Raw genomic sequence first — 21208 nt, forward strand, 5'->3', positions numbered from 1 at the left:
TATGAACGAACATCACACGGACATTCTGATCATCGGCGGCGGCACGGGCGGGGTGGCCGCCGCCCTGAGCGCCTTGCGGCTGGGACGAAAAGTCATCCTGACCGAGGAAACCGACTGGATCGGTGGCCAGCTCACCTCACAGGCGGTGCCGCCCGACGAGGGGCTGTGGATCGAGACGGTGGGCTGCACCGCCAGCTACCGCGCGTTTCGGGAGGGCGTCAGGAGCTATTACCGCCAGCACTACCCACTACGCCCGGAGTCGCTGGCCGAGAAGGAACTGAACCCCGGAGCGGGCACGGTCAGTCGGCTGTGCCACGAGCCGCGCGTGGGCCTGGCCGTGCTGGAGGCAATGCTGGCCCCCTACCGCGCGAACCGGCAACTCGAAATCTTGCTGTGTACCCGCCCGGTAGCTGTGCAGATGGACGGGGACCGCATCGAGGCGGTGACTGTCGAGCATCTGCCCGACGGCGAACGCATGGTGCTGAGCGCCCCTTACGTGCTGGACGCCACCGAAACCGGCGAACTCCTGGAACTCGGCAACGTCGAGAGCGTAATTGGCGCGGAGGGTCAGGCCCAGACCGGGGAACTGCACGCGCTGGCCGAGGCTGATCCCATGAACCAGCAGGCCATCAGCTGGTGTTTCGCGATGGACCACCTCGAAGGCGAGGATCACACCATCGACAAACCCGCGTCCTACGACTTCTGGCGCGGCTACCAGGCCGACTTCTGGCCGGGGCCGCACCTGAGCTGGACGCTGTGCCACCCGATCACCCACAAAGCGGTCTACCGTGACCTGTTCGGCAACCCGGACGAGACTCCTCACGGCGGGGACCTGTGGCACTTCCGGCGGATCTTCGCGCAGCGCCATTATCCCCAGGGCCGCTACCGCAGCGACGTGACGCTGGTGAACTGGCCACAGATCGACTACTGGCTGGGGCCGGTGCTGGGTGTCAGCGCAGAAGAGAAGCAGAAGCATCTGGACGGCGCGCGGGACCTGAGCCTGAGCCTGATGTACTGGATGCAGACCGAAGCACCTCGCCACGACGGCTCCGGCCAGGGCTACCCGGGGCTGCGGCTGCGCGGGGACGTGACCGGCACCCGTGACGGGCTGGCAAAGACCATCTACGTGCGTGAGTCCCGGCGCATCCAGGCCGAGTTCACGGTCACCGAACAGATGGTGGGCGTGGAGGCGCGCGCTTCACTTCAGGGAGCCGAGGTCTTTGCTGACAGTGTGGGCATCGGGCAGTACCGCATCGACCTGCACCCGTCCACGCGAGGGCGCAACTACGTGGACATCGCGTCGTGGCCGTTCCAGATTCCACTGGGGTCATTGCTGCCCGTGCGGGTCGAGAACCTGCTGCCGGCAGGCAAGAACCTGGGGGTCACGCACATCACCAACGGCTGCTACCGGCTGCATCCGGTGGAATGGAACATCGGCGAGGCGGCGGGGGCGCTGGCCGCACAGGCGCTGAACCTGGGACAAAGCCCGCGCGCCATCCGCAACACGCCTGCGCTGCTGGAAGATTTCCAGACGCTGCTGGCCGGACCGCTGGGCTTTGAACTGGCGTGGCCCGAGGAACAGCGCCTGATCCCCTCACCCAATTTCTGATATGCCTGGTCACTGACATGCCTGAAGCCGCGCTGCCCCGCCGCAAACGCCCCACCCAGCGCGAGGTGGCCGGGCTGGCCGGCGTCTCGCAGGCCGCCGTGTCACAGGTCCTGAACGGCGGCCAGAGCGGGGTCCGTATTCCCGACGCCACCCGGCAGCGGGTGCTGGACGCCATGCACCAGCTGGGCTATGTCCCTAATGTCGCCGCCCAGCGGCTGGCAGGGGGACGCAACCGGATTCTGGGCGTGTTCACGTATGAACCAGTGTTTCCCTCTGATCGCCGCGATTTCTTCTCGCCGTTCCTGGAAGGCATTGAGGCGGCGGCAGCGGAACTGGACTATGACTTGCTGCTGCACACGCGGTCCGGTACCGTTCAGGGAGGCATCCAGACCGCGCGGCAGCGGGACAGCCGACTGCGCCTGGCCGATGGCACGGTCATGATGGGTCAGCTCGACCAGCGGCGCCGGCGCGACCTTGCCAGGCTGATCGGCGATGGGCACGCCGTGACCTTTATCGGGCGGCGGGAATTGCCTGGCTGCACCCTGAGTTACGTCACGGCAGATTACGCGGCAGCAACACGCCGGGCCGTTCGTCAGCTCGCCGCACATGGGCACCGGAAGCTTCTGTACGTCGGCGCAGAAGAGGAGCATGAGTCAGCCCAGGAACGTGAGCAGGGCTACCGCCAAGAGATGGCGTCGGCAGAGCTGATGGGCGAGACGGTGCGGCGCTCACGGATCGAGGCGCCACTGATTCGTGCGGCGATGCACCGTGGCGTGACCGGATACCTGTTTGAGAACGAGCATCTGGCCGCCGCCTGGGTAGACCTGGCACAACAATCGAACTGGACATGGCCAGGGGATTTCGGCTTCGCCGTCCTGGGTGATCCGATCTACCAGACGGTCCTTCCAGAAGGGTGGGCGCATTTTCAGATTCCGCGCATGGACATGGGACGTCAGGCCATTCAAGTGCTGAGCGCCCTGCTTGACGGTGATCATCCACCCTCCCGGTGCTTACCCTGTCGCTGGGTGGCTGGTACAAGCCTGGGATAGTAGACCTGGCTGGTCAAGCTACCCCGGGTTGCTGCACTCCAGGGGGCGTCGATCTTCCGGTTGCCCCCTACCGGCGACTTAACTCAATGCCATCGGGACAGCCCCTGTCCCACCAGTTGCGCCGCTGACTGCTCAAGATCGGCATAGATCCGGCTGCTGTGGTCCATTTCCAGAATGTGCCACAGGGCCGACGGCGCGGCATGAACAGCGGCGCGGTAATCGACCAGTCCCTCGCCCAGAGGGGTTTGCGGCTGGTCAGGGCTGACATCGTGGTGGCCGTCTTTCAGATGCAGGGCAACGACGCGGTCGCCGAGACGTTCGAGTACCCGCGCGGGGCTTTGGCCAGCGATCTGCGCCCAGTAAATGTCGAGTTCTATCTTGATGGCCGGATCCAAGTGGTCGATCAGAACGTCATAGGCCAGTTGGCCATTCTCCAGTTCGTGCCATTCGGCAGCGTGATTGTGATAGCCCAGAGTCACGCCATGCCTCGCGCACAGGGCTGCGGCAGCGTTAAGAGAATCCGCCAGGGCGATGGTGTCCTGCTGCTTGTGAAACGACTCGAAACTCGAGTTTCTCACGAGGTTTGGCGACGGAACGATGCAGAGGTCTGTCTTCAGGAGTTCCAATTCCCTGAACGTATCCGCGTCTTTCCCGTCCAGGGGGGCCGTGGCATGGACGCCCGAAACGCCCAGCCCCAAGGTCTCAAGGACAGCCTGAAGGTCACGGGCACTCTTCAGGCGCTCCTCGGCTGCCGTGGAGCGGTTCCCGATGCCGTAGGGTTCGATAAACTGGAACCCCAGCGCCGCGAGACGTTCGAGAACCTCGAATGCGCCTTGCCGTCCCTCATTCCGAAGGGACCACAGTTGCACCGAGAGCCGGGCTGGATCAGGTGGGTTCATGGTTTCTCCTCCATATTCTGGCCAGCAGCCGTCCCCACCCGTTGAGGCCAGTCCAGGGCCACTTCAAAAGTTCTCGGCCACGGGAAACTTAATTCTGGAGTGGGCCGTTCTGTCATCCAGGCTGGCCGTTGCGTCTCCCAGAGCTGCCGAAGAAGACGCTGCGCTTCGCGAACACCCTCAGTGTCCAGGCAAACGCTGTCGTGTCCGGTGTCAAGCAGGGCCGCGTTGATGGCTGGACGAGCGACTGTCTGATACCACCAGTCGTCCATCAGCCTTGTCAGGAACGCCACTTCATGGGCCGCTTCCTCTGGCCTGTCCGGGACGATCATGCTCAACAGGGTCCCAATGGCGTTCCCCGCAGTGTTCCAGGCAGCGTAGCCGCTCAGTTCGTTCAGCAGGCCCCGCCGGACCAGCGCGTGGACGAGGCGACTGTCGCCCCCGTTCGGATGGTCGAGATCGCCCACGTAGACGGCACAGTGGCGCTCAAGGGCCTGTGCCAGCGTATCCAGACCCGCTTCGATCTGCTGATCGGTGGCTTCAGGCGTATGAAGGAAAATCAAGCGGTCTGCCGCTGCCTTGCGCCGCAGACCAAGGACACGGGCCTGCCCCAGGAAACTGCGGGCAATGGACCGATCCTCGAACGGCGTGGGCTGATGGAAGGTTGCGGAATTCGTCACGCAGAGCTGGTAGGTCAGCGGCTGATCCTGGGCGGCCAGAACGGCGAGACACATGGCAGACCCCTCGTCGGCCCCCGGATGGAGAAAGGCACGGTCAGCGAGTCCCAGCGCACGCCGCTCCTGAAGCAGAGCGCGTTGCTCGGCGCGGTGGGGACCGGCGGGCGTACAGTCCTCTTGAAGCAGCAGCAGGCGCTCGATAACACCCGCCGAACACAGCTCAAGGCAGGCCCGGTTGATGTGGTGGTTACGCGCTCTGGCGGCGTCAAACTCGCCGACCAGTTCAGCAGGTAAGAATGACTGGAGCCGTTCAAATTCTGGCTGAAGATCGGGGCGCCCAGGCAGCAGTGACCGGAGCTGTACGAACTCGCCCATCGCCTCGTAGAAGGGCATCTGGGCGGCGTTCGAGGCGGTGATGGTGGTCCGCATGATCACCGAGACAGCCAGGATCCGCAGACGGGGAAAATCTGCCCGGAGTTCGGTCAGCAACGAAAGCCGTTCCAGCGCTGCGGCCAGCGGCACATGGGGTTGTCGGCCCTGAATCAGGCCGCCGTAACACAGGGCATCGACGTTGATGACGGCGGCATCGACCTGGGCGGCCTGTTCGCGGAGCCAGGACGCGGCCAGCCCAGTATCGCCAGCACGCATAAAGTGTCCCAGCGTTTCAAGGGGAGGGATAACCAGTTCCAGGCCATGCAGCGCCGCCACCTGTTGAGGCAACTGAACACTGACCGGGCGGTCGTCGAGAGGAAGCAGCGCGATCTTCATGATACGGACTCCAGAAACTTGCTGGCCATCAGACGGTGGGTCCGTGTAGAACCGGGAGATAGAAGGGTGGTTGCCAGATCAGCGTACGGACAAGCGCCAGTGGTGGGCCGTGACCGCACACCGCTCATTTGTCGCTTCCAGTGGCGAGCCCCGCAATAAATGCCCTCTGGTTGACGATGAACAGGATGACGATTGGAATGGTTGCCAGCACGGTGGCCGCCAGCAGTGGCCCCCAGTTGGCCGAGCCCTGGGTCAGGAAGACGCTCAGGCCCACCTGGAGGGTGCGCGTCTCCTCACCTACCCCCACGATCAGGGCCCACAGGAAGTCGTCCCACGCCGCCACGAAAGAAAAGATGGTGATGGTGGCCAGCAGCGGCAGCGAGATGGGCACGTAGACCCTCCAGAACACCTGGCCCTCGGTGGCCCCGTCAATGCGTGCCGCGTCGCGGAGTTCGCCGGGCAGCTCACTGAAAAATTGACGGCTGAGAAAGATCACGAAGGCGAGCACGATGTGTGGAAGGGCCAGCCCCAGATGGGTTCCCAACAGGCCGTTGCCCCCCGCCCCGGACAGGTCATTGCCCCCCAAGAGCGGCAGATGCTTGGTGATGATGAACAGGGGAATGACCGTGGCCTGGTTGGGGACCATCATCCCGGCCAGAACGGCGAGGAACAATTGATCACGGTACTGAAACGGCAGCCGGGCAAAGGCGTATCCAGTCGGGACGGCGATCAACAAATTTCCTGCAACCACCATGATGGCCACGATCAGCGAGTTCAGGAAATACAGCGGGATGTGCGTGGACGTCAGGGCATAGACGTAATGTTCCAGGGAGAGGCGAGTGGGCAGGAAGTGGGGAGGCCACGCGAAGATCTCGCTTTGCGGTTTGAACGAGCTGAGCAGGATCCACGCGAATGGGGCCAGGGTAACCAGCGCGAAGGCGATGACACCCATGTTGATTAAAGCGCGACTTTTCATCTTAACCGGCCCTGCGCACGCGCAGGAAATTGAGGAGAGCCAGCGCAAAAATCACGATTGCCAGCAGGAAACTCGTGGCGCTTGCCAGACCCATCTCCCCGTACTCGAAGGCTTGCCGGTAGATCAGCACACCGACGGTGGTGGTTGACTCCAGCGGCCCGCCCTTGGTCATCACGAACGGCTCCGCAAACGTCTGAAAGGTGCTGATCAGGCCCGTCACGACGACGTAGATGGTGACCGGCGTCAGCAGCGGCCAGGTGATATAGCGAAAGACCTGCCAGTCGCTGGCCCCGTCCACACGGCCCGCCTCCTTGACGTCTTCGGGGATCGTCTGGAGCGCCGCCAAGTAGATCACGGCGTTCCAGCCGACGCCCCGCCAGACCCGCATGATCACCAGGCTGTGCAGCGCCCAGTTGGGATCGGACAGCCAGGGCATGGGGCCAAGACCCACGGCCTTGAACGCCTGATTGAGCAGGCCAAACGTCGGCTCGTACAGCCACAGCCAGATCAAGGACACCACAACCGCGCTGGCCACCGAGGGGAGAAAGAATGCGGCGCGTAGGCCCGAGAGTCGGCGGCTGGCCGCATTCAGGAGCAGCGCCAGGGCCAGGGCGAAGACGATGTTGAGAGGGATGACTTCAAAGGCGAACTGCGCCGTGACCAGCAGGGCGCGGGCGACCTGGGGATCTGTGAGCAGCCGGGCGTAGTTGTCGAGCCCAAGCCATTCCGGCCCGCCCCGCTGCGCTGGATCGTAACTGGTGAATGACAGATACAGGGCGTAGAGGGTCGGGGCAAGGTGGGTGAACACCAGGTAAAGCAGGCCAGGCAGGACGAAGGGCCAGACGGCCCACCGTTTCTGGATCACTTCGGAAGCTCACGCTTCACGGACTGGGCCGCCGTTCGTAGTGCCTCGGCGGCGCTGGCCTTGCCGTAGATGGCCCGTTCGAGCTGGACGCTGAGAATGTCACGCATCTTCGTCCAGTTGGGGACATTGGGGTTGCCCACCGCGTACTGCATGTTCTGGATATACGACTGGAGGATCGGGTTGGATTTGACGAAACTGGCGCTGACCAGACTTTGCAGGGGCGGAATGTTGCCGGCCGCCGCGTTGAAGTCCTCGAGATTCTTGGAGGATGTGGCGAACTTGATGTAGTTCCAGGCGTCGGCCTTGTCCTTGCTGTCGGCGTTCAGGAAGAATCCGCTGAAGGAATATAGGGTGGCCTGCTCCTTGTCTTTGAGCGCGGGCGCGACCGCCAGCTTGGCGTACACGTCCGGATTGTTCACCTTGATGGTGGTCAGATCGTCGGGAACAGCAAAGAGCATCGCGGCGCGTCCCGTGACCAGCGGACTCACCGGCGACACCGGCTCGCCCAGGGGGCTGACGCCTGTTTGTGGATCGAACAACTGCTGCATGAATTTGAGCGCCTGAATCCCCTGAATGCCATCGAACTTCACCACCTTGTTCGCGTCATCAAAAAAGTCACCGCCGGCCTGCCACAGGAGGCTGGCATACACCTGCTGAAGGTTGGTGCCCGCGCTGTCCAGAAGCAGGCCCGCCCGTTGAATCCGCCCGGAACTGTCGCGGGTAGTCAGTTTGCGGGCTGCGGCCAGCATGGTGTTCCAGGTGGTGGGAGGCTTGTTCGGGTCCAGACCGACCTGCTGGAAGAGGTCCTTGCGGTAGACGAGCAGGCGGCCAGCGCCGAAAACAGGCACCATGTACTTTTTCCCAAGGTACTGCCCCTGGTTGAGGGTCTTACCGAAGTCTTTTGTGTCGATCTGTGTGAGGTAAGAATCGAGCGGCACGATGCGGCCGTTCGCCGCAAAGCCTGCTGTGGCCGCCGCCCCATGCATGAAGACGTCGGGGGCGTTCCCAGCGGCGAAAGACGCATTCAGTTTGGTGGAGAGGTCCCCCCAGGGTACGAATTCGACGCGGACATCGACTCCTGGGTTGGCCTTCTCGAAGGCCGGCACGATGGTCTTGTTCACGAGATCCATGTGGCCCTGGAAGGTGCCGGCATACCACACCGTGATGGTGCTGGCTGAAGCTGTTCCGATCAGGGCCAGGGTCAGGGTCAGAATCTTACGCATAGCGAACCTCCGGGAGACGCGCGCCGGCCTGATTGAGCGCGGCACGCAACGGCGCAGCAGGGACGGAACCCACTTCAATGCCGCGTGAGAGGGCGAGCGCTGCGGCAGTACCGGCAGCTTGACCGAGGGCCATCGAGATGGGCGAGACGCGCGTAGACCCCAGCGCCTCGTGTGACACGCTGATGCAGCGGCCCGCAACGAGCAGGCCCTGCACACCCCTGGGAACCAGGGTGCGGAAAGGAATGGCGTAGGGTTCGGTGAAGGTGTACTTGTGGAAATCGTCGCCCTGACCGGTGGGGGCATGAACGTCGATCGGGTAATAGACCTGGGCGACGGCGTCATCGAAGCTCCGCTGCTCAAGAATGTCCGGGACCGTCAGCGTGTACTCGCCGACGATGCGGCGGGTTTCACGGATCCCCACGCTGGCGGCGGCGGCCACGAGTTCAGCCTGTTCAAATCCTGGAACGTGCGCCCTGAAGAACGTCAGCAGGGCGTGGAGCTGTTCGCGGCCCTCGACTTCCGCAGCGCTCAGGCCCGCGCTGGTCAAGGCGTTCGCGCCGACAATCCTGACCGTGTTCACCGCAACCTCGGCGCTGAGAGACGTCTGGAAGAAGAGCAGGCGGTCGCGGGGAACGTTGGCCGGACCGTATTTGCGCCAGAGACTAAAAAACCCGCTGACCGCCAGGAACTGGGCGTCCGGGTCACTGCCCGCATGGAACTCCTCGGGATGGCGGCGCATGTATTCCCGGACCTGCCCCAGATCAACGTTCCCCAGTCTGAAGTAGGTGGTCAGGGGTTGAGTCAGGCCGTCCTCCTCACGCCCGAGCCAGTACCCGGCGCCCGCGCGCGCCGCCACCTCAGCGTCACCAGAAGCGTCAATGACAACGCCGGCGTTGACAACCACACGCCCTTCACGGCACCACAGCGTGGCCCCAGTAACACGCGTACCGTCCAGCGTCGGTTCGGTGAACAACGAGTGATACAGCAACTGGACACCCGCTGCCCGCAACATTCGCTCGCTGACGTATTTGAGACCTTCGGCATGGAACGGCGTGGCGCTCGGCGCGTAACCGATTCCGTCAGCCACATGTCCAGGACTGAATCCGCCCTGACGCAGTTCGTTGACGAGTTCTTGAGGATAGCCCCAGATAACCTGCCCTTTCGGCCCATGAAACGTCAGCATGGGAAAAGTGCCGTACGATGTGAGGCTGCCGCCCAGATAACCATTTTTTTCGACGAGCAGAACGGACATGCCGCCGCGGGCGGCAGCCAGCGCTGCCATCATCCCGGCGGGGCCGCCACCGACCACCAGGACATCCACGTTCATGGCGTTCCCTTCAGAGGGCGCGTCGTGTCCCGGATGACCAGCGAGGGCGGCAGGGTCCAGTGAATGGGGGCTTCCGCTTCGCCCCAGGCCAGATGGGCAGCGAGGCGCGCAGCATGCCGTCCCAGGCGACGGCGTGGCACATGAACCGTGGTGAGGTGAGCGGCCTCGGCAGCGGACACGTCGCTGTAACCGACGATCTGCATGTCGCCCGGAACTGCCACGCCCGCCCGGTCCAGCCCCCGCAGCGCGCCCACGGCCATCAGATCATGCGCGACAAAAATTCCGTCTGTTGCTCCGCCAGGATCCTCCGAACCCAGAATTTTAGCGACGGTCTGTTCACCAGCAAGCGCGGTCGGTTCGGCATGCCAGTGCCCGGCCGGTGAATAGCCGTACTCTGCAAGGGCCCGTTGAAACCCTGCCAACCGGTCACCATAGACAGGATCTTTTGGATCTGGACTCATGAACGCCAGCCGACGGGAGCCAGAGTCCAGCAGATGTCTGGTGGCCAGTTCTGCGCCTCCGATATTGTCGGTCAAGACCGCATTGGAGCAGGTATGGCGCTGATGACGCCCAACGAATACGGTCGGCAGAGTGAGTGAGTGGATAAGCCGCACGAAGTCATCAGACAGTGGGAGTCCGGCCACGACGAGACAGTCGTGACCGGCCACAACGTCCAGCGCGTCGGGCATATCCGCGACCTCGGAGTAATGAACATGACAGCCGCCAACAGCAGCCTCTTCCATGATTCCGTGAAGCACCTCCCCGAAGAACACGTCACTTGGTGGAAACTGACTTAACCGGACGAAGAGGACGTGGATGCTCAACGGCTCTTCTGTGCGCCGGTAGCGAGTCGAGGAGTAGCCAAGTTCAGCGGCGATTCGGAGCACCCTGAGACGTGTCTCGTCTCCGATGTGCGTGTTTCCTTTCAGAACGCGGCACACCGTGGCGATGGAGACATTTGCGGCTCGCGCAATATCACTCTGGTTCACACGCATGGGTAATGATCAGCGTAGGAGTTCCGCGCTCAGAATTCAAATTCAATGCAAAATTTGCACTGCGCTACCGAAAGGCAGGAGCGATGATGTGACCCGGAGAAGTTTTTGGAGCCGGCTCAGAGGTACGATTCCATTGCACTTGGACTGGATTGACCGATGGGGGAACCTCATCAGGGCCAGCTACGGAGCCGTGACCTGTCTCGAAATATGCACGTCCAGCAGATCACCCGACTGGAAAGAGACGTTGCGGTAGAGCACCTCGCCGCCCGCAGTCAGGCCCAGGGTCACGAAGCGCAGCAGTGGGCTGCCCACGGCCACCCGGAGGATACGGGCCGTCGATGGGTCTGCCGCCACGGCGGAGATGCGTGTCGAGGTGGAGGCCAGCGGGTCAAGCAGGTAAGGGGTCAGGAAGTCGATCACTCCCCGCGTCGGTTCGAAGGCGGCCCAGTCGGCGATGGCCCGGTCAATGTGCGGCGCGAACGTGTACGTCACCTGTACGGCAGGCGTCCCATCTGCGAGGTACAGCACGTCGAGAGAAGTGAGTTTGACATCCTGGGAGACACCCAGATCGGCGGCGGTGGCCGCGTCGGCGCAACCGCTCCGCCGGGTCCAAGTGTCCACCTGCGCTTCGTACCCTGCCGCGCGGATCACGTCGGGAATGGGCAGCACATGGTTAAGCGGCGCATGTAGCGATTGTGGGGGCCTGGCCTTGAAGGTTCCCAGACCATGCTGGCGGACGATCAGGCCGTCGCGCTCCAGACGGGCCAGACCTTCGCGTACGGTGGTGCGGCTCACTCCAAGTTCGGCACTCAGCGCGGTTTCGCTGGGTAAGCGCTCACCAGGGGCCAGGCCCGGCATCAGGCCGCGCAGATGTTCGGCCACCATCTGGGGCCGCGTGGCCCGCACGGCAGAGGAAGGTTGTGTATCCATAGCTGAAGACCCGGAGTTTACACGATCTATGATGTCGGACGTCCAACAACCTCCGCTATCGCCACAATCCCGCAGCCGCTTCACACGATGTTGTTCAGGAGTGCCTATGAAGACCCCCCGACATGTCCGGCTTCTCTTCACGCTTTTGCCACTGAGCCTCGCCGCTGCTCAGGCCCAGAAGACCACCCTGGTGGTCTCCGGCTTCGGTATCGCCCAGGACAAGATCGAGAAGAACATCGCCAAGCCCTTTGAGGCTGTCTGCGGCTGCAACGTCGTCTTCGAGGTGGGCAACAACGCCGACCGCCTCGCCAAGCTGACCGCGCGCAAGGCCAATCCCAATGTGGACGTCGTGCTGCTTGCCGACTATTTCGCCAAGCAGGCCAGCAACCAGGGGCTGTTCGAGAAACTGGACACGGCCCAGCTCAGCAACTACGGCAAGCTCTATGACTTCGCCCGCGACCCCCTCAAGGACGGCACGGCGGTGGCCTTCACGGTCTACTCGGTCAGCATCGTTTACCGCACCGACAAGATCACCAAACCCATCACCTCCTGGAAGGACCTGTGGCGCCCGGAACTGGCCGGGAAAGTCGCGCTGCCCAACATCACCACGACCCAGGGACCGCCCACGGTGTGGCTGGTCAACCGGGCTTACGGCGGCAAGGACAGCGACGCTTCCGCCGCCTTTGGCCAGCTCGGCAAGCTCAAGGTGCTGACGTACTACAACCAGTCGTCGCAGGTGACCTCGCTGTTCGCACAGGACGAGATCTGGGCCGCGCCGGTGGGCCGCTTCGCGTGGGGCGGACTGCTCAACACCAAAAAGCCCCTGGCCTGGGCGCGGCTATCCGACGGGCAGGCAGGACTGGTGAACGTCGCGTCGGTGGTCAAGGGCAGCAAAAACGTGGCACTGGCCCATAAATTCATCGACTTCATGCTGTCGACGCCGGTGCAGACGGCCCAGGCCCTCGATCTGGTGGACTCCCCAGTGAACAAGCAGGTCAAGCTGCCGGCTGCCGTCGCCAACCAGTTGACCGTGGGGGTCAGCCAGGTGGCGGGGCTGCGCTTCATGGACACGTCCTACGTCCTGACCAACCGCGACAACTGGATCCAGCGCTGGAACCGTGAAGTCGTGAAGTGATGCCAGGCCGAACCGTCACGCCCTGGCTGCTGGTCACGCCGGCCCTGCTGTTCCTGACGCTGGTGTTCCTTTACCCGGTGGTCAAGTTGCTGCTCAACAGTTTCAGTGTGGGCGACACCTTTGGACTGGGCAATTACACGTCATTTTTCGGCGACCGCTTCAACCTCGAAGTGCTGTGGCGAACCCTGCGGGTGGCGCTGGTCGTGACCCTGGTCAGCGCGGTGGTGTGCTATCCCGCCGCCTACGGCATCCAGTCGGTGCCGCCGCGCTACCGCGGCCTGGTCACGGCGCTGATCATCGTGCCCCTGATGACCTCGCCCGTCGCCCGCACGTACGCGTGGCTGGTGCTGCTGGGGCAGACTGGAATCGTCAACACCGCCCTGCTGCGCAGCGGGCTGGTCCAGGAGCCGGTGCGCATCCTGTACACCGAGTGGGCGGTCTATATCGGGATGGCGCAACTGTTCATTCCGCTGATGCTGCTGACCCTGATCAGCGCCATGGAGAACCTGCCCCGCGATGTGGTGCCTGCCGCGCGCAGCCTGGGGGCCACGTCCTTGCAGTCGTTTACCCGCGTGATCCTGCCGCTGACCCGCGAGGGTCTGGTGGTGGGCGGCACGCTGGTCTTCACCGGCTGTATCACCGCCTACGTCACGCCCGCGCTGCTGGGCGGCGCGCGCGTACAACTGCTCGCCACGCTGCTCTACCAGAAGGCCGGGGTGACCGTCGACTACGCCGCTGCGAGCGTCATCAGCGTGGTCATGCTGGCATTGACCCTGACCGTGGCGGGCGTGCTGCGCGGACGTGGGGGGCGAACATGAATTCCAGCCGCGTTCCCATCATCATCCTGTACCTGACCCTGGTGTTCCTGGTCGGCCCCTTTCTGGTGGTCTTCATCGCAGCCTTCGGTGGGGAGCCGACGTTAAAATTTCCGCCGACCAGCTTCTCCACGCAGTGGTTCACGAAGGTCTTCGAGGTGGAGAGCTTTCGCAGCAGCTTCCTGACCAGCCTGGGGTTGGGGTTGATGTCCACCAGCCTGGCCCTGGCACTCGGCATTCCGGTGGCCTATGCCCTGAGCCGTTTCCGCCTGCCTGGCGCAGTGGTGATCCAGACAGTGCTGACCAGTCCGGCGCTGGTTCCGGGACTGGTGGTCGGCCTGGCCCTGCTCCAGTACTTCATTAACCTCGGTGGATCGGTGTACCCGTCGCTGCTGGCAGCCCATACGGCCCTGCTGCTGCCCTATGTGGTGCGGGTGGTTTCGACCAGCCTGATCAACCTCAAGCCCGATATCGAAGAAGCCGCCATCAGCCTGGGAGCCTCGCGTCTGACGGCGTTCCGGCTGGTGGTGTTGCCCAACATCCGCGGCGGTGTGGCGGCGGCGGCCGTCCTGGCCTTTATTACCTCGTTCGATCAGGTGGCGGTCTCGCTGTTCCTGACCGGTCCCGGCGTTTCCACGCTGCCGATCTCCATGCTGACGTTCATGGAGTACAACTACGATCCCACCATCGCGGCGCTCTCCACCCTGCTGATCATCTTTTCCATCGGACTGGTGCTGGTCTTTGAGCGGGTGCTCGGTCTGTCGAGGTACGTATGACGAGGTCTCTGTGAGTCACCTGCAACTCGATCATCTGCACCTGCGCTATGGGAATGCCCCCGCCGTCGAGGACCTGAACCTGGAGGTGCAGGACGGCGAACTGGTGTCGCTCCTCGGTCCGTCAGGCTGCGGCAAGACCACCACCATGCGCGCGGTGGCCGGCCTGCTCGCGCCGGCTGGCGGAACGATCACGCTGGGCGGCCAGGACATCACGCGCCTGCCCGCCAACCGGCGCGATATCGGCCTGGTCTTCCAGTCCTACGCCCTGTTCCCGCACCTGAGCACCTTCGAGAACGTGGCCTTTGGTTTGCGGCTGCGCAAGGTCCAGGACGCGGAGCTGCGCCGGCGCGTCGGCGACGCCCTGGAAGTGGTGGGCCTGTCCGAGTTTGCTGCCCGGCTGCCCGCCAACCTGTCGGGCGGCCAGCAGCAGCGTGTGGCACTCGCGCGGGCCATCGTCATCGAGCCCCGGCTGCTGCTGCTCGACGAGCCGCTCAGCAACCTCGACGCCAAGCTGCGGCTGGACATGCGCGGCGAGTTGCGGCGCATCCAGCGTGAACTGGGCGTCACCATGCTGTACGTCACGCATGACCAGGACGAGGCGCTGGCGCTGTCGGACCGCATCGTGATCATGCGTGCCGGGCGCATCGAGCAGCAGGGCACGCCGGAGCAGGTCTACGCCCGCCCGGGGACGCCGTTCGTCGCCGACTTCATGGGCTGGCAGAACATTCTGTCTGCCGGCAACGTCCCGGAGCCGCTGCGGCGCACACACCCGGCCGCGACCCACTTCGCGTGGCGGCCCGAGTCGGTGACGCTGGGCGCCGGTCCCACGTCCGGGCGGGTCCTGGCCCGCACCTACCAGGGTGAGCATCTCGAGTTCCTGCTCGACAGTCCACTAGGCCGCGTCAAGGCTTTCGCGCCGGTCACCGCCCAGTGGGCCGAGGGCAGTGAACTGACCTTCACCCTCCCGCCCGAACGCGCCGCCGCGCTGAGGGACGCATGACACTCGATCTGCTGCTCACCGGGGCCACCATCTTCGACGTGGCCCGCAGCCGCACCTACGCGGGCTGGCTGGGGATCAGGGGCGGGCGCTTCCAGTACGTCGAGGAAGGCGAGGTGCCCGCAGGTATCGACGCCGTGGAAACCCGTGACCTGGGGGGCCGCCGGGTGACGCCCGGTCTGATCGACGCCCACATGCACATCGAGTCCAGCCTGCTGACACCCCGGCGGTTCGCCGAGGCGGTTTTGCCGCACGGGACGACCACGGTGATGACGGACCCGCACGAGCTGGCCAACGTCCTGGGCGTGGTCGGCGTGACCTACACCCTGGACGCCAGCGAGGGTCTGCCCCTGCGGGTTTACGTCGCGGTGCCCTCGTGCGTGCCGGCCACCACCGCCGAGCTGGAAACGGCACTGGGCAAGATCGACGCCGGCGACGTGCGCCGCTTGGCCGCGCATCCGCGCGTGCTGGCGCTGGGGGAGGTCATGGACTACCAGGGCCTGGCGGCCGGGGTCACCGCGCTGCCCTCCCTCATCACGGCGGCCCAGGACGCCGGCCTGCTGATCGAGGGCCACACGCCCACCCTGGGCGGCACGGTGCTTTCGGACTACACCGCGTACGGCATTCTCTCGGATCACACGCTGTCCACGCCGGAGAAGCTGCTCGAACAACTCACCAAAGGCTACACGGTGATGCTGCAGGAAAAGAGCCTGAACGCCGAGGTGGTGCGGGCGGTCCTTGAATTGCCGGACCGCTCACGGGTCCTGCTCGTCACGGACGACGTGATGCCCAACCGCCTTGAAGGCGGCCACCTCTCCCGACTGGTCAACCTGGCCGCTGATCTGGGCTGGCCGCTGGTAGACGCCGTCGCGGCGGCCAGCCTGCGTCCGGCCATGTACCTGGGCCTGCGGCATGTGGGGATCCTCGCGCCGGGCCGGGCCGCCGACTTCTGCGTGCTGGAAGCCGGCGCCGACTTCCAGGTCAACGAGACCTGGGTTGCGGGCCAGCCCGTCGCCCGGCAGGGGCAGTGCCTGACCAAAACGGTTCCTTTCCCAGCGCCGGCTGGGGGAGAGCTGACCCGGCCCACCATTGACGCGGCCGCACTGACGTTCGCCGTACCGGACGGCTCCCACCTGACGAACGTTCTGAGGGCCAACACCCGCAACACCTTTACCGTCCTCGAGCCGCAGCAGGTGACTTTCGATCAGGGCTGGCCGCAGGACGGCAGCTCGGACGACGTCCTGAACACCGTTGCCGTGTTTACCCGCCAGGGCAGCGGGCCACCGGGCCTGGGGCTGCTGCGCGGCTTCGGGCTGCGCTCGGGCGCGTTTGCCAGCACGCTGGCGCACGACAGCCACAACCTGCTGGTCGTGGGCCGCTCACGGCAGGACATGCTGGCCGCCGCCCAGCTATTGCAGCGCGCCGGGGGCGGGATGGCCTACGTCCACGGCGAGGAACACCTTCACCTACCTCTGGCGGTGGCGGCCCTGATCAGCGACGCGCCGCTGGCAGACGTCGCCCGCGACTTCGAGGCCATCGAGGCGGCCCTGCGGCGGGGCGGCGTGGTTCACCTCAATCCGGTGCTGTTCCTGACCATTTTGCCGCTGACGGTCAGCCCGCAGGTCAAGGTCTCGGACCGGGGCCTCGTCGACGTGGAGCGCCGCGCGCTGCTCCCCCTGTTCCCGTGAACGGCGCCCGTCCCATCTGGCTCGACGCCGATCCGGGCTTCGATGACCTCACCAGCTGGTTGATGCTGAGCGCTGCACCGGAGATCGAGTTGCTAGGCGTCAGTGCGGTGGCCGGCAACGCGCCGCTGGCCGACACTTTCGAAAATGCCGTGCGAGCGCGGGATTTTTTTGGGCTGAAAGCTCCGGTGTATGCCGGGCGCGACCGTCCCCTCGCCGGTGCCCTGGTCACCTCCCAGCACCTGCTTGGCCCGACGGGTCTGGCATCGGTGAACCGAACCCTGCCGCCTGGGCCATATCCGGGCGAGGCGGGAGACGGAGTGCAGGCCCTGATCGCCGCCGCCCACGCCCATCCCGGTGAGCTGAGCGTCCTGGCACTGGGGCCGCTGACCAACCTCGCCCGCGCCATTCAGGCGGACGCCCGCGTGCCAGAGCTGCTCCGCGAGATCGTGTGGATGGGTGGGTCCAGTGACCGGGGCAACCACACCGCCGCCGCCGAATTCAACGCCTTTGCTGATCCCGAGGCCGCTGATCTGGTGCTGACTTCCGGCGTGCCCTTCGTGATGGTGGGCCTCAACCTGACCCGGCAGGTCATCGTGGATCCGGATCACCTGCGGACCCTGCGCTCCTGGCCCGGTGAGCGTGCGGCGCTTCTGGCCGATCACCTGGAGTTCTACCTCGGCATCCGTTCGCCGGGACGTCCGGGTCCGATGCCGTTCCATGATCCCTGTGCCGCGCTGCGACTGATCTATCCGGAGCTGTTCACCAGCGTGCCTGCGCACGTGCGTGTAGAACTGGACGGCACCCTGACCCGGGGGATGACGGTCTGCGAGTTCAGGGTGCCGGCCCGTGGAGTGGCCAACGCCGAGGTGCTCACCCACGCCCACGTGCCCGAGAGCCAGACCGCCATGATGGCCCTGCTGCGGACGGCCCTGACTGAAGAGTCAGCGCTTAAGAATTGAGGTCCAGTTCCTAACGGCCTGACAAAAATCATGAGAGGGGAGAATCGGCGTGCTGAACAGGCGGAGCGCGTGGATGCCGAGATGGCTCAGGGTCCGGTGCTGGCGAGAGTCTCAAGCGTTGCAAAAAGGGGATACGGCGGGAGAGTCGCTGTCGAATGGCTCGCCAGCCGATCTGGAAGTCGCTCAATCCACGCTGATGGTGAGGGTCAACGGAGGTTCGTTGACCCTCCTCCACGACTTGCGTTCCCTCGCTGAACAAAAACACTGAGGTCAACGCCAGCACGAAAATCAGCCCCTCCAGGCCAGCCGTGTGTCGGAGATGGGTGTCCTCAAGCTGGAATCCCCCACTTTTCAGATCGAGGAAACCTTCCTCAATCTGAAATCGTCCGGCGTATTCGTCGAAGGTCTGTGGACCACAGGGTTGACCGCTCACGATGAACCAGGGTTCTCTGGCTCCTGGCGGGTGAATCGCCGCCAGATGGACCGGGCCGAACCTGGCCCTGGTGAGATAGACGTCCTTGAGGAAGACGGGCGTGCCATGTTGGCTGAGTTGCTGGCGGATCTGGCCCAGGGCTTTGCCCTGGGTGTCATAGACGTACACTTGGCCCTTCCCACGGATGTTCCATTGCCAGCCATACGCTATGAACACACGCATCAGTTCGCGGTCCATAAAGCCACGATCCGCGCCGATGTAGACCTCTTCAATCTGGGGAAGATGTGAGAGCAGACTATGGACACTGACCAGCACAGGCCGAATGTCTTTGATCCCTACGGTGGAGCTGGAATGACGCAACAGTCGCCAGGCCAGCGGAATGACGCGGCCCCGGTACGTCAGGGACACGCAGATGAGGCACCAGGAATGGAACAGACGGGTGGTGTCCAGAGCCAGGGTGATGCGGGCATCACCCCACTGCGACAGGGCGAGCCGCACAATATGCTGATAAATGGCCGTGCGTGGAATCGTGGTCAGCGAGAGATGGCGGATGAGCTGTCGTTCAGTACTTTGTGCCTGTGTTGCACCAGAAATGACGAAAGGATGACCACCGGGCAGGATGGATGGACTCGGAAAGCACGATGCCCACCATCATCCAGGTGCAGGCGACCAGGTGCCGGGCATCTCGCCAGGGAGCGGTACGCAGCCAGTAATTGAGCTGTTGGAATAGAATGGCCGCGTCTCCACCAACCGGGATTTTTGTTTTCATACACAACAAGAATGCCTCTTGGTGGAGGCATTCTCATCTGTTTTGTCAGGCCGTCAGGGTCCAGTTCTTTTTCGAGTGCCCGGTGTTCACGAGTCCGGGACTTGGTGGTCGATCAGTCGCCCAGGTCCTTTACTGAGCGTCATGCCCCAGAGACTCGCTCGGAGTTAAAGGCATTCACAAACGGCTTTCAACTTGCAATTGAAATTGCAAAGTCGTAGAATGCGGCAATCAAAATTGCCAAATATTGAGAGGAGGTGAGTCATGGCCCACCAGACCGCCCAGCCACATTCTTCCGTGATCGAGACTTTTGACGCGGCCCAGAACGGAGCCACGCAGACCGAACGGCGGCTCATGGCCCATATGCGCGCAATCTGGGACGAACTCCCGCTCATGAATGCCGCCGAGCTTGCCCACGACGTCGGGGTCAATCCCTCCAGCGTTACGCGCCTTGCCCAGCGCCTAGGCTACCGGGGCTACCCGGACATGCAACGCGTGATCCGCACCGAGTTGCGGGGCCGGCACGTGCCGACGGCGCTGCCCGCCGACTCTCAGGCCGCCGTTCACTGGCAAAGAGAGCTGGATCTGCTCGGTCAGATGCAACGCTTTCCGGAAAAGCCGCTTGACGATCTGGTGACGCACCTGGCTGGGGCCCGGCAGGTCTTCGTGGCGGGCACGCGCGGCTCGGCGGCGGCCGCCGCCTACTGCGCCTACCTCTGGAGCACTGTCCGTCCAGGCGTCACCCTGCTTCAGGAGCATGCGGTGGGCGCGCCCGAGCAGTGGATGGGCGCTGGGGCCGGGGACTTGCTGGTCGCGTTCACCGTCAAGCGCTACGCCCAGGCGACGTCGCAGTTGATCGGCCAGCTGCTTCAGGAGCAGGTTCCGGTGGCCCTGATCACCGACAGCGCGCAGGCACCGGGGGCGCGGCAGGCGAGCCATGTGATCGTGCTGCCCACACGGGGAGCCGAGGCTGATCAGCTCACCTCGGGCCGTTTCGCGTCGGCAACGCTGCCGAGTAGTCTGGGCATGCTGCTGGCGTCCAAGCTGGTCGACCGCCTGGGCACCGCGCGTCTGGAAGCCATTGAGCGGCAGTTTGAGGAGCAGGATGTCTTCAGCTACTGAACCGCGTGGGCTGCTGATCGAGTCCGCCGAGCTGCGCGTGCTGGAACTGCCGCTGCGCTTCGCCTTCGAGACCAGCTTCGGCGTCATGCGCCGCCGGTACGTGCCGCTGCTGACCTTGCATGCCCAGGGCCATGAAGGCTACGCCGAGGGCGTGATGGACTACCTGCCGCTGTACCGCGAAGAGACGGTGCCCGGCGCGCTCGCCTTTCTGGAACGGCAACTGCTGCCGCGTGTCCTGGGGCGGGCCTACCCCCATCCCCAGGCCCTGGCCGCCGAACTCGCCTCCTACCGGGGCAACCGCATGGCGCGCGCCATGCTGGAGATGGCCGCCTGGGACCTGTGGGCCAAGGCGCTGGACTTGCCGCTGTGGCAGGTGCTGGGCGGCAACGGTTCCAGCGTGGCGGTGGGCGTGAGCCTGGGGATCCAGCGTGACGTCGCCGCCACCCTGGACCTGCTCGCCCAGAGTGTCGATGCCGGCTACCAGCGCGTCAAACTCAAGATCAAGCCTGGCTGGGACGAGGTGCCGGTGGCGGCGGCCCGTGAGGCGTACCCGGACCTGCCGCTGACAGTGGATGCCAACAGCGCCTACACCCTTGCGGACCTGTCGGCGTTGCAGCGGCTGGACGCCTACCACCTGAAGTACATCGAGCAGCCGCTGGCCTTCGACGATCTGCTGGACCACGCGGCGCTGCAACGGGAGATCCGCACGCCCATCTGTCTCGACGAGAGCATTACCAGCGCACAGGACGCCCGCAAGGCGCTGGGCATCGGCGCGGGCCGGGTCATCAATCTCAAGGTGGCGCGGGTGGGCGGTCACTTCGAGGCGAGGCGCATCCACGACGTGACCCAGGCCTTCGGGGCGGCGATGTGGTGCGGCGGCATGCTCGAAACGGGCGTGGGCCGGGCCCACAACATCCACCTGTCCACCCTGGAGAACTTCGTCTTCCCCGGCGACACCTCGAGTGCGAGTCGCTACTGGCAGCGCGACATCATCCGCGAACCGCTGGAGGTGTCCGGGGGATGGATGCCTGTGCCGCAGGGTCCAGGGATCGGGGTCACCCTGGATCACGGCGTCATCGACGAGGTCACCCGCTCGGTGACCACGGTCCGGGCCGGCGCGCCGCCCAGCGTGGACGACCAGGCCGGTCAGCCTCCCGCCGACGAAGTGTACTGAACTCCCTTCCGATCCACCGCTTTCAAGG

General features: G+C 64.5%; 20 protein-coding genes. 10 read left to right on the forward strand and 10 right to left on the reverse strand.

The features are described 5' to 3' along the window. Position 1: 1 nt before the first annotated feature. Complete coding sequence (locus BOO71_RS17650; RefSeq protein ID WP_075834570.1) at positions 2 to 1609, forward strand: FAD-dependent oxidoreductase; 1608 nt, start codon at positions 2 to 4, stop codon at positions 1607 to 1609. 17 nt (positions 1610 to 1626) lie between these two features. Continuing rightward, a complete protein-coding gene (locus BOO71_RS17655; protein WP_075834572.1) occupies positions 1627 to 2658 on the forward strand; it encodes a LacI family DNA-binding transcriptional regulator in 1032 nt (343 codons plus the stop codon). Positions 2659 to 2741: 83 nt separating this feature from the next. Here BOO71_RS17655 and BOO71_RS17660 read toward each other — a convergent pair whose 3' ends face one another. The 8 genes from BOO71_RS17660 to BOO71_RS17695 all read right to left on the reverse strand — a co-directional run bounded on the left by BOO71_RS17660 (position 2742) and on the right by BOO71_RS17695 (position 11315). Beyond that, entirely contained in the window at positions 2742 to 3557 is an 816-nt protein-coding gene (locus tag BOO71_RS17660) for a sugar phosphate isomerase/epimerase family protein (RefSeq protein ID WP_075834573.1), read from the reverse strand. Then, positions 3554 to 4999 carry a DUF4127 family protein gene (locus BOO71_RS17665; protein ID WP_075834575.1) on the reverse strand — a complete coding sequence of 482 codons (1446 nt, stop codon included), beginning with the start codon at positions 4997 to 4999 and terminating at the stop codon, positions 3554 to 3556. The genes BOO71_RS17660 and BOO71_RS17665 overlap by 4 nt, the downstream gene beginning before the upstream one ends. A gap of 124 nt (positions 5000 to 5123) precedes the next feature. Beyond that, complete coding sequence (locus tag BOO71_RS17670) at positions 5124 to 5975, reverse strand: carbohydrate ABC transporter permease (protein ID WP_075834577.1); 852 nt, start codon at positions 5973 to 5975, stop codon at positions 5124 to 5126. A 1-nt stretch (position 5976) separates the two neighbouring features. Then, complete coding sequence (locus BOO71_RS17675; RefSeq protein WP_083653576.1) at positions 5977 to 6840, reverse strand: carbohydrate ABC transporter permease; 864 nt, start codon at positions 6838 to 6840, stop codon at positions 5977 to 5979. Next, positions 6837 to 8063, reverse strand: a complete 1227-nt coding sequence (locus tag BOO71_RS17680; RefSeq protein WP_075834579.1) for an ABC transporter substrate-binding protein — start codon at positions 8061 to 8063, stop codon at positions 6837 to 6839. The genes BOO71_RS17675 and BOO71_RS17680 overlap by 4 nt, the downstream gene beginning before the upstream one ends. Continuing rightward, positions 8056 to 9390 carry an FAD-dependent oxidoreductase gene (locus BOO71_RS17685; RefSeq protein WP_075834581.1) on the reverse strand — a complete coding sequence of 445 codons (1335 nt, stop codon included), beginning with the start codon at positions 9388 to 9390 and terminating at the stop codon, positions 8056 to 8058. Before BOO71_RS17685 ends, BOO71_RS17680 begins: the two co-directional genes overlap by 8 nt. Then, on the reverse strand, positions 9387 to 10385 hold the full coding sequence (locus tag BOO71_RS17690) for a LacI family DNA-binding transcriptional regulator (protein ID WP_075834583.1): 999 nt from the start codon (positions 10383 to 10385) through the stop codon (positions 9387 to 9389). Before BOO71_RS17690 ends, BOO71_RS17685 begins: the two co-directional genes overlap by 4 nt. A gap of 180 nt (positions 10386 to 10565) precedes the next feature. Next, positions 10566 to 11315 (reverse strand): GntR family transcriptional regulator, encoded by a 750-nt coding sequence (locus BOO71_RS17695; protein WP_083653578.1) that lies wholly within the window; start codon positions 11313 to 11315, stop codon positions 10566 to 10568. 106 nt (positions 11316 to 11421) lie between these two features. Between BOO71_RS17695 and BOO71_RS17700 the strand changes: the two genes are divergently transcribed. The 6 genes from BOO71_RS17700 to BOO71_RS17725 are packed head-to-tail and all read left to right on the forward strand — an operon-like array spanning position 11422 to position 17685. Continuing rightward, positions 11422 to 12450, forward strand: coding sequence for an ABC transporter substrate-binding protein (locus tag BOO71_RS17700; RefSeq protein WP_075834586.1), 1029 nt, complete (start codon positions 11422 to 11424; stop codon positions 12448 to 12450). Further along, on the forward strand, positions 12450 to 13268 hold the full coding sequence (locus BOO71_RS17705; protein ID WP_075834588.1) for an ABC transporter permease: 819 nt from the start codon (positions 12450 to 12452) through the stop codon (positions 13266 to 13268). The genes BOO71_RS17700 and BOO71_RS17705 overlap by 1 nt, the downstream gene beginning before the upstream one ends. Beyond that, complete coding sequence (locus BOO71_RS17710) at positions 13265 to 14041, forward strand: ABC transporter permease (protein ID WP_075834589.1); 777 nt, start codon at positions 13265 to 13267, stop codon at positions 14039 to 14041. Before BOO71_RS17705 ends, BOO71_RS17710 begins: the two co-directional genes overlap by 4 nt. Before the next feature lie 10 nt (positions 14042 to 14051). Then, the gene (locus BOO71_RS17715; protein ID WP_075834590.1) at positions 14052 to 15041 is read left to right on the forward strand and encodes an ABC transporter ATP-binding protein; all 990 of its coding nucleotides are present in this window, start codon (positions 14052 to 14054) and stop codon (positions 15039 to 15041) included. Beyond that, a complete protein-coding gene (locus tag BOO71_RS17720; protein WP_075834592.1) occupies positions 15038 to 16726 on the forward strand; it encodes an adenine deaminase C-terminal domain-containing protein in 1689 nt (562 codons plus the stop codon). The genes BOO71_RS17715 and BOO71_RS17720 overlap by 4 nt, the downstream gene beginning before the upstream one ends. Further along, positions 16723 to 17685 carry a nucleoside hydrolase gene (locus BOO71_RS17725; RefSeq protein WP_083653583.1) on the forward strand — a complete coding sequence of 321 codons (963 nt, stop codon included), beginning with the start codon at positions 16723 to 16725 and terminating at the stop codon, positions 17683 to 17685. The genes BOO71_RS17720 and BOO71_RS17725 overlap by 4 nt, the downstream gene beginning before the upstream one ends. 28 nt (positions 17686 to 17713) lie before the next feature. Here BOO71_RS17725 and BOO71_RS17730 read toward each other — a convergent pair whose 3' ends face one another. Continuing rightward, positions 17714 to 18616, reverse strand: a complete 903-nt coding sequence (locus tag BOO71_RS17730) for a transposase (RefSeq protein ID WP_075834593.1) — start codon at positions 18614 to 18616, stop codon at positions 17714 to 17716. 64 nt (positions 18617 to 18680) lie between these two features. Then, positions 18681 to 18887 (reverse strand): hypothetical protein, encoded by a 207-nt coding sequence (locus BOO71_RS27135; RefSeq protein WP_139323010.1) that lies wholly within the window; start codon positions 18885 to 18887, stop codon positions 18681 to 18683. A gap of 261 nt (positions 18888 to 19148) precedes the next feature. Here BOO71_RS27135 and BOO71_RS17735 point away from each other — a divergent pair, with 261 nt between their 5' ends. Beyond that, positions 19149 to 20006 (forward strand): MurR/RpiR family transcriptional regulator, encoded by an 858-nt coding sequence (locus BOO71_RS17735; RefSeq protein WP_075834595.1) that lies wholly within the window; start codon positions 19149 to 19151, stop codon positions 20004 to 20006. Beyond that, complete coding sequence (gene menC / locus BOO71_RS17740) at positions 19990 to 21180, forward strand: o-succinylbenzoate synthase (protein WP_075834596.1); 1191 nt, start codon at positions 19990 to 19992, stop codon at positions 21178 to 21180. Before BOO71_RS17735 ends, menC begins: the two co-directional genes overlap by 17 nt. The last annotated feature ends 28 nt before the right edge of the window (positions 21181 to 21208 follow it).

Origin of the sequence: Deinococcus marmoris, assembly GCF_001949125.1 — a bacterium.
Taxonomy (GTDB): domain Bacteria; phylum Deinococcota; class Deinococci; order Deinococcales; family Deinococcaceae; genus Deinococcus; species Deinococcus marmoris_A.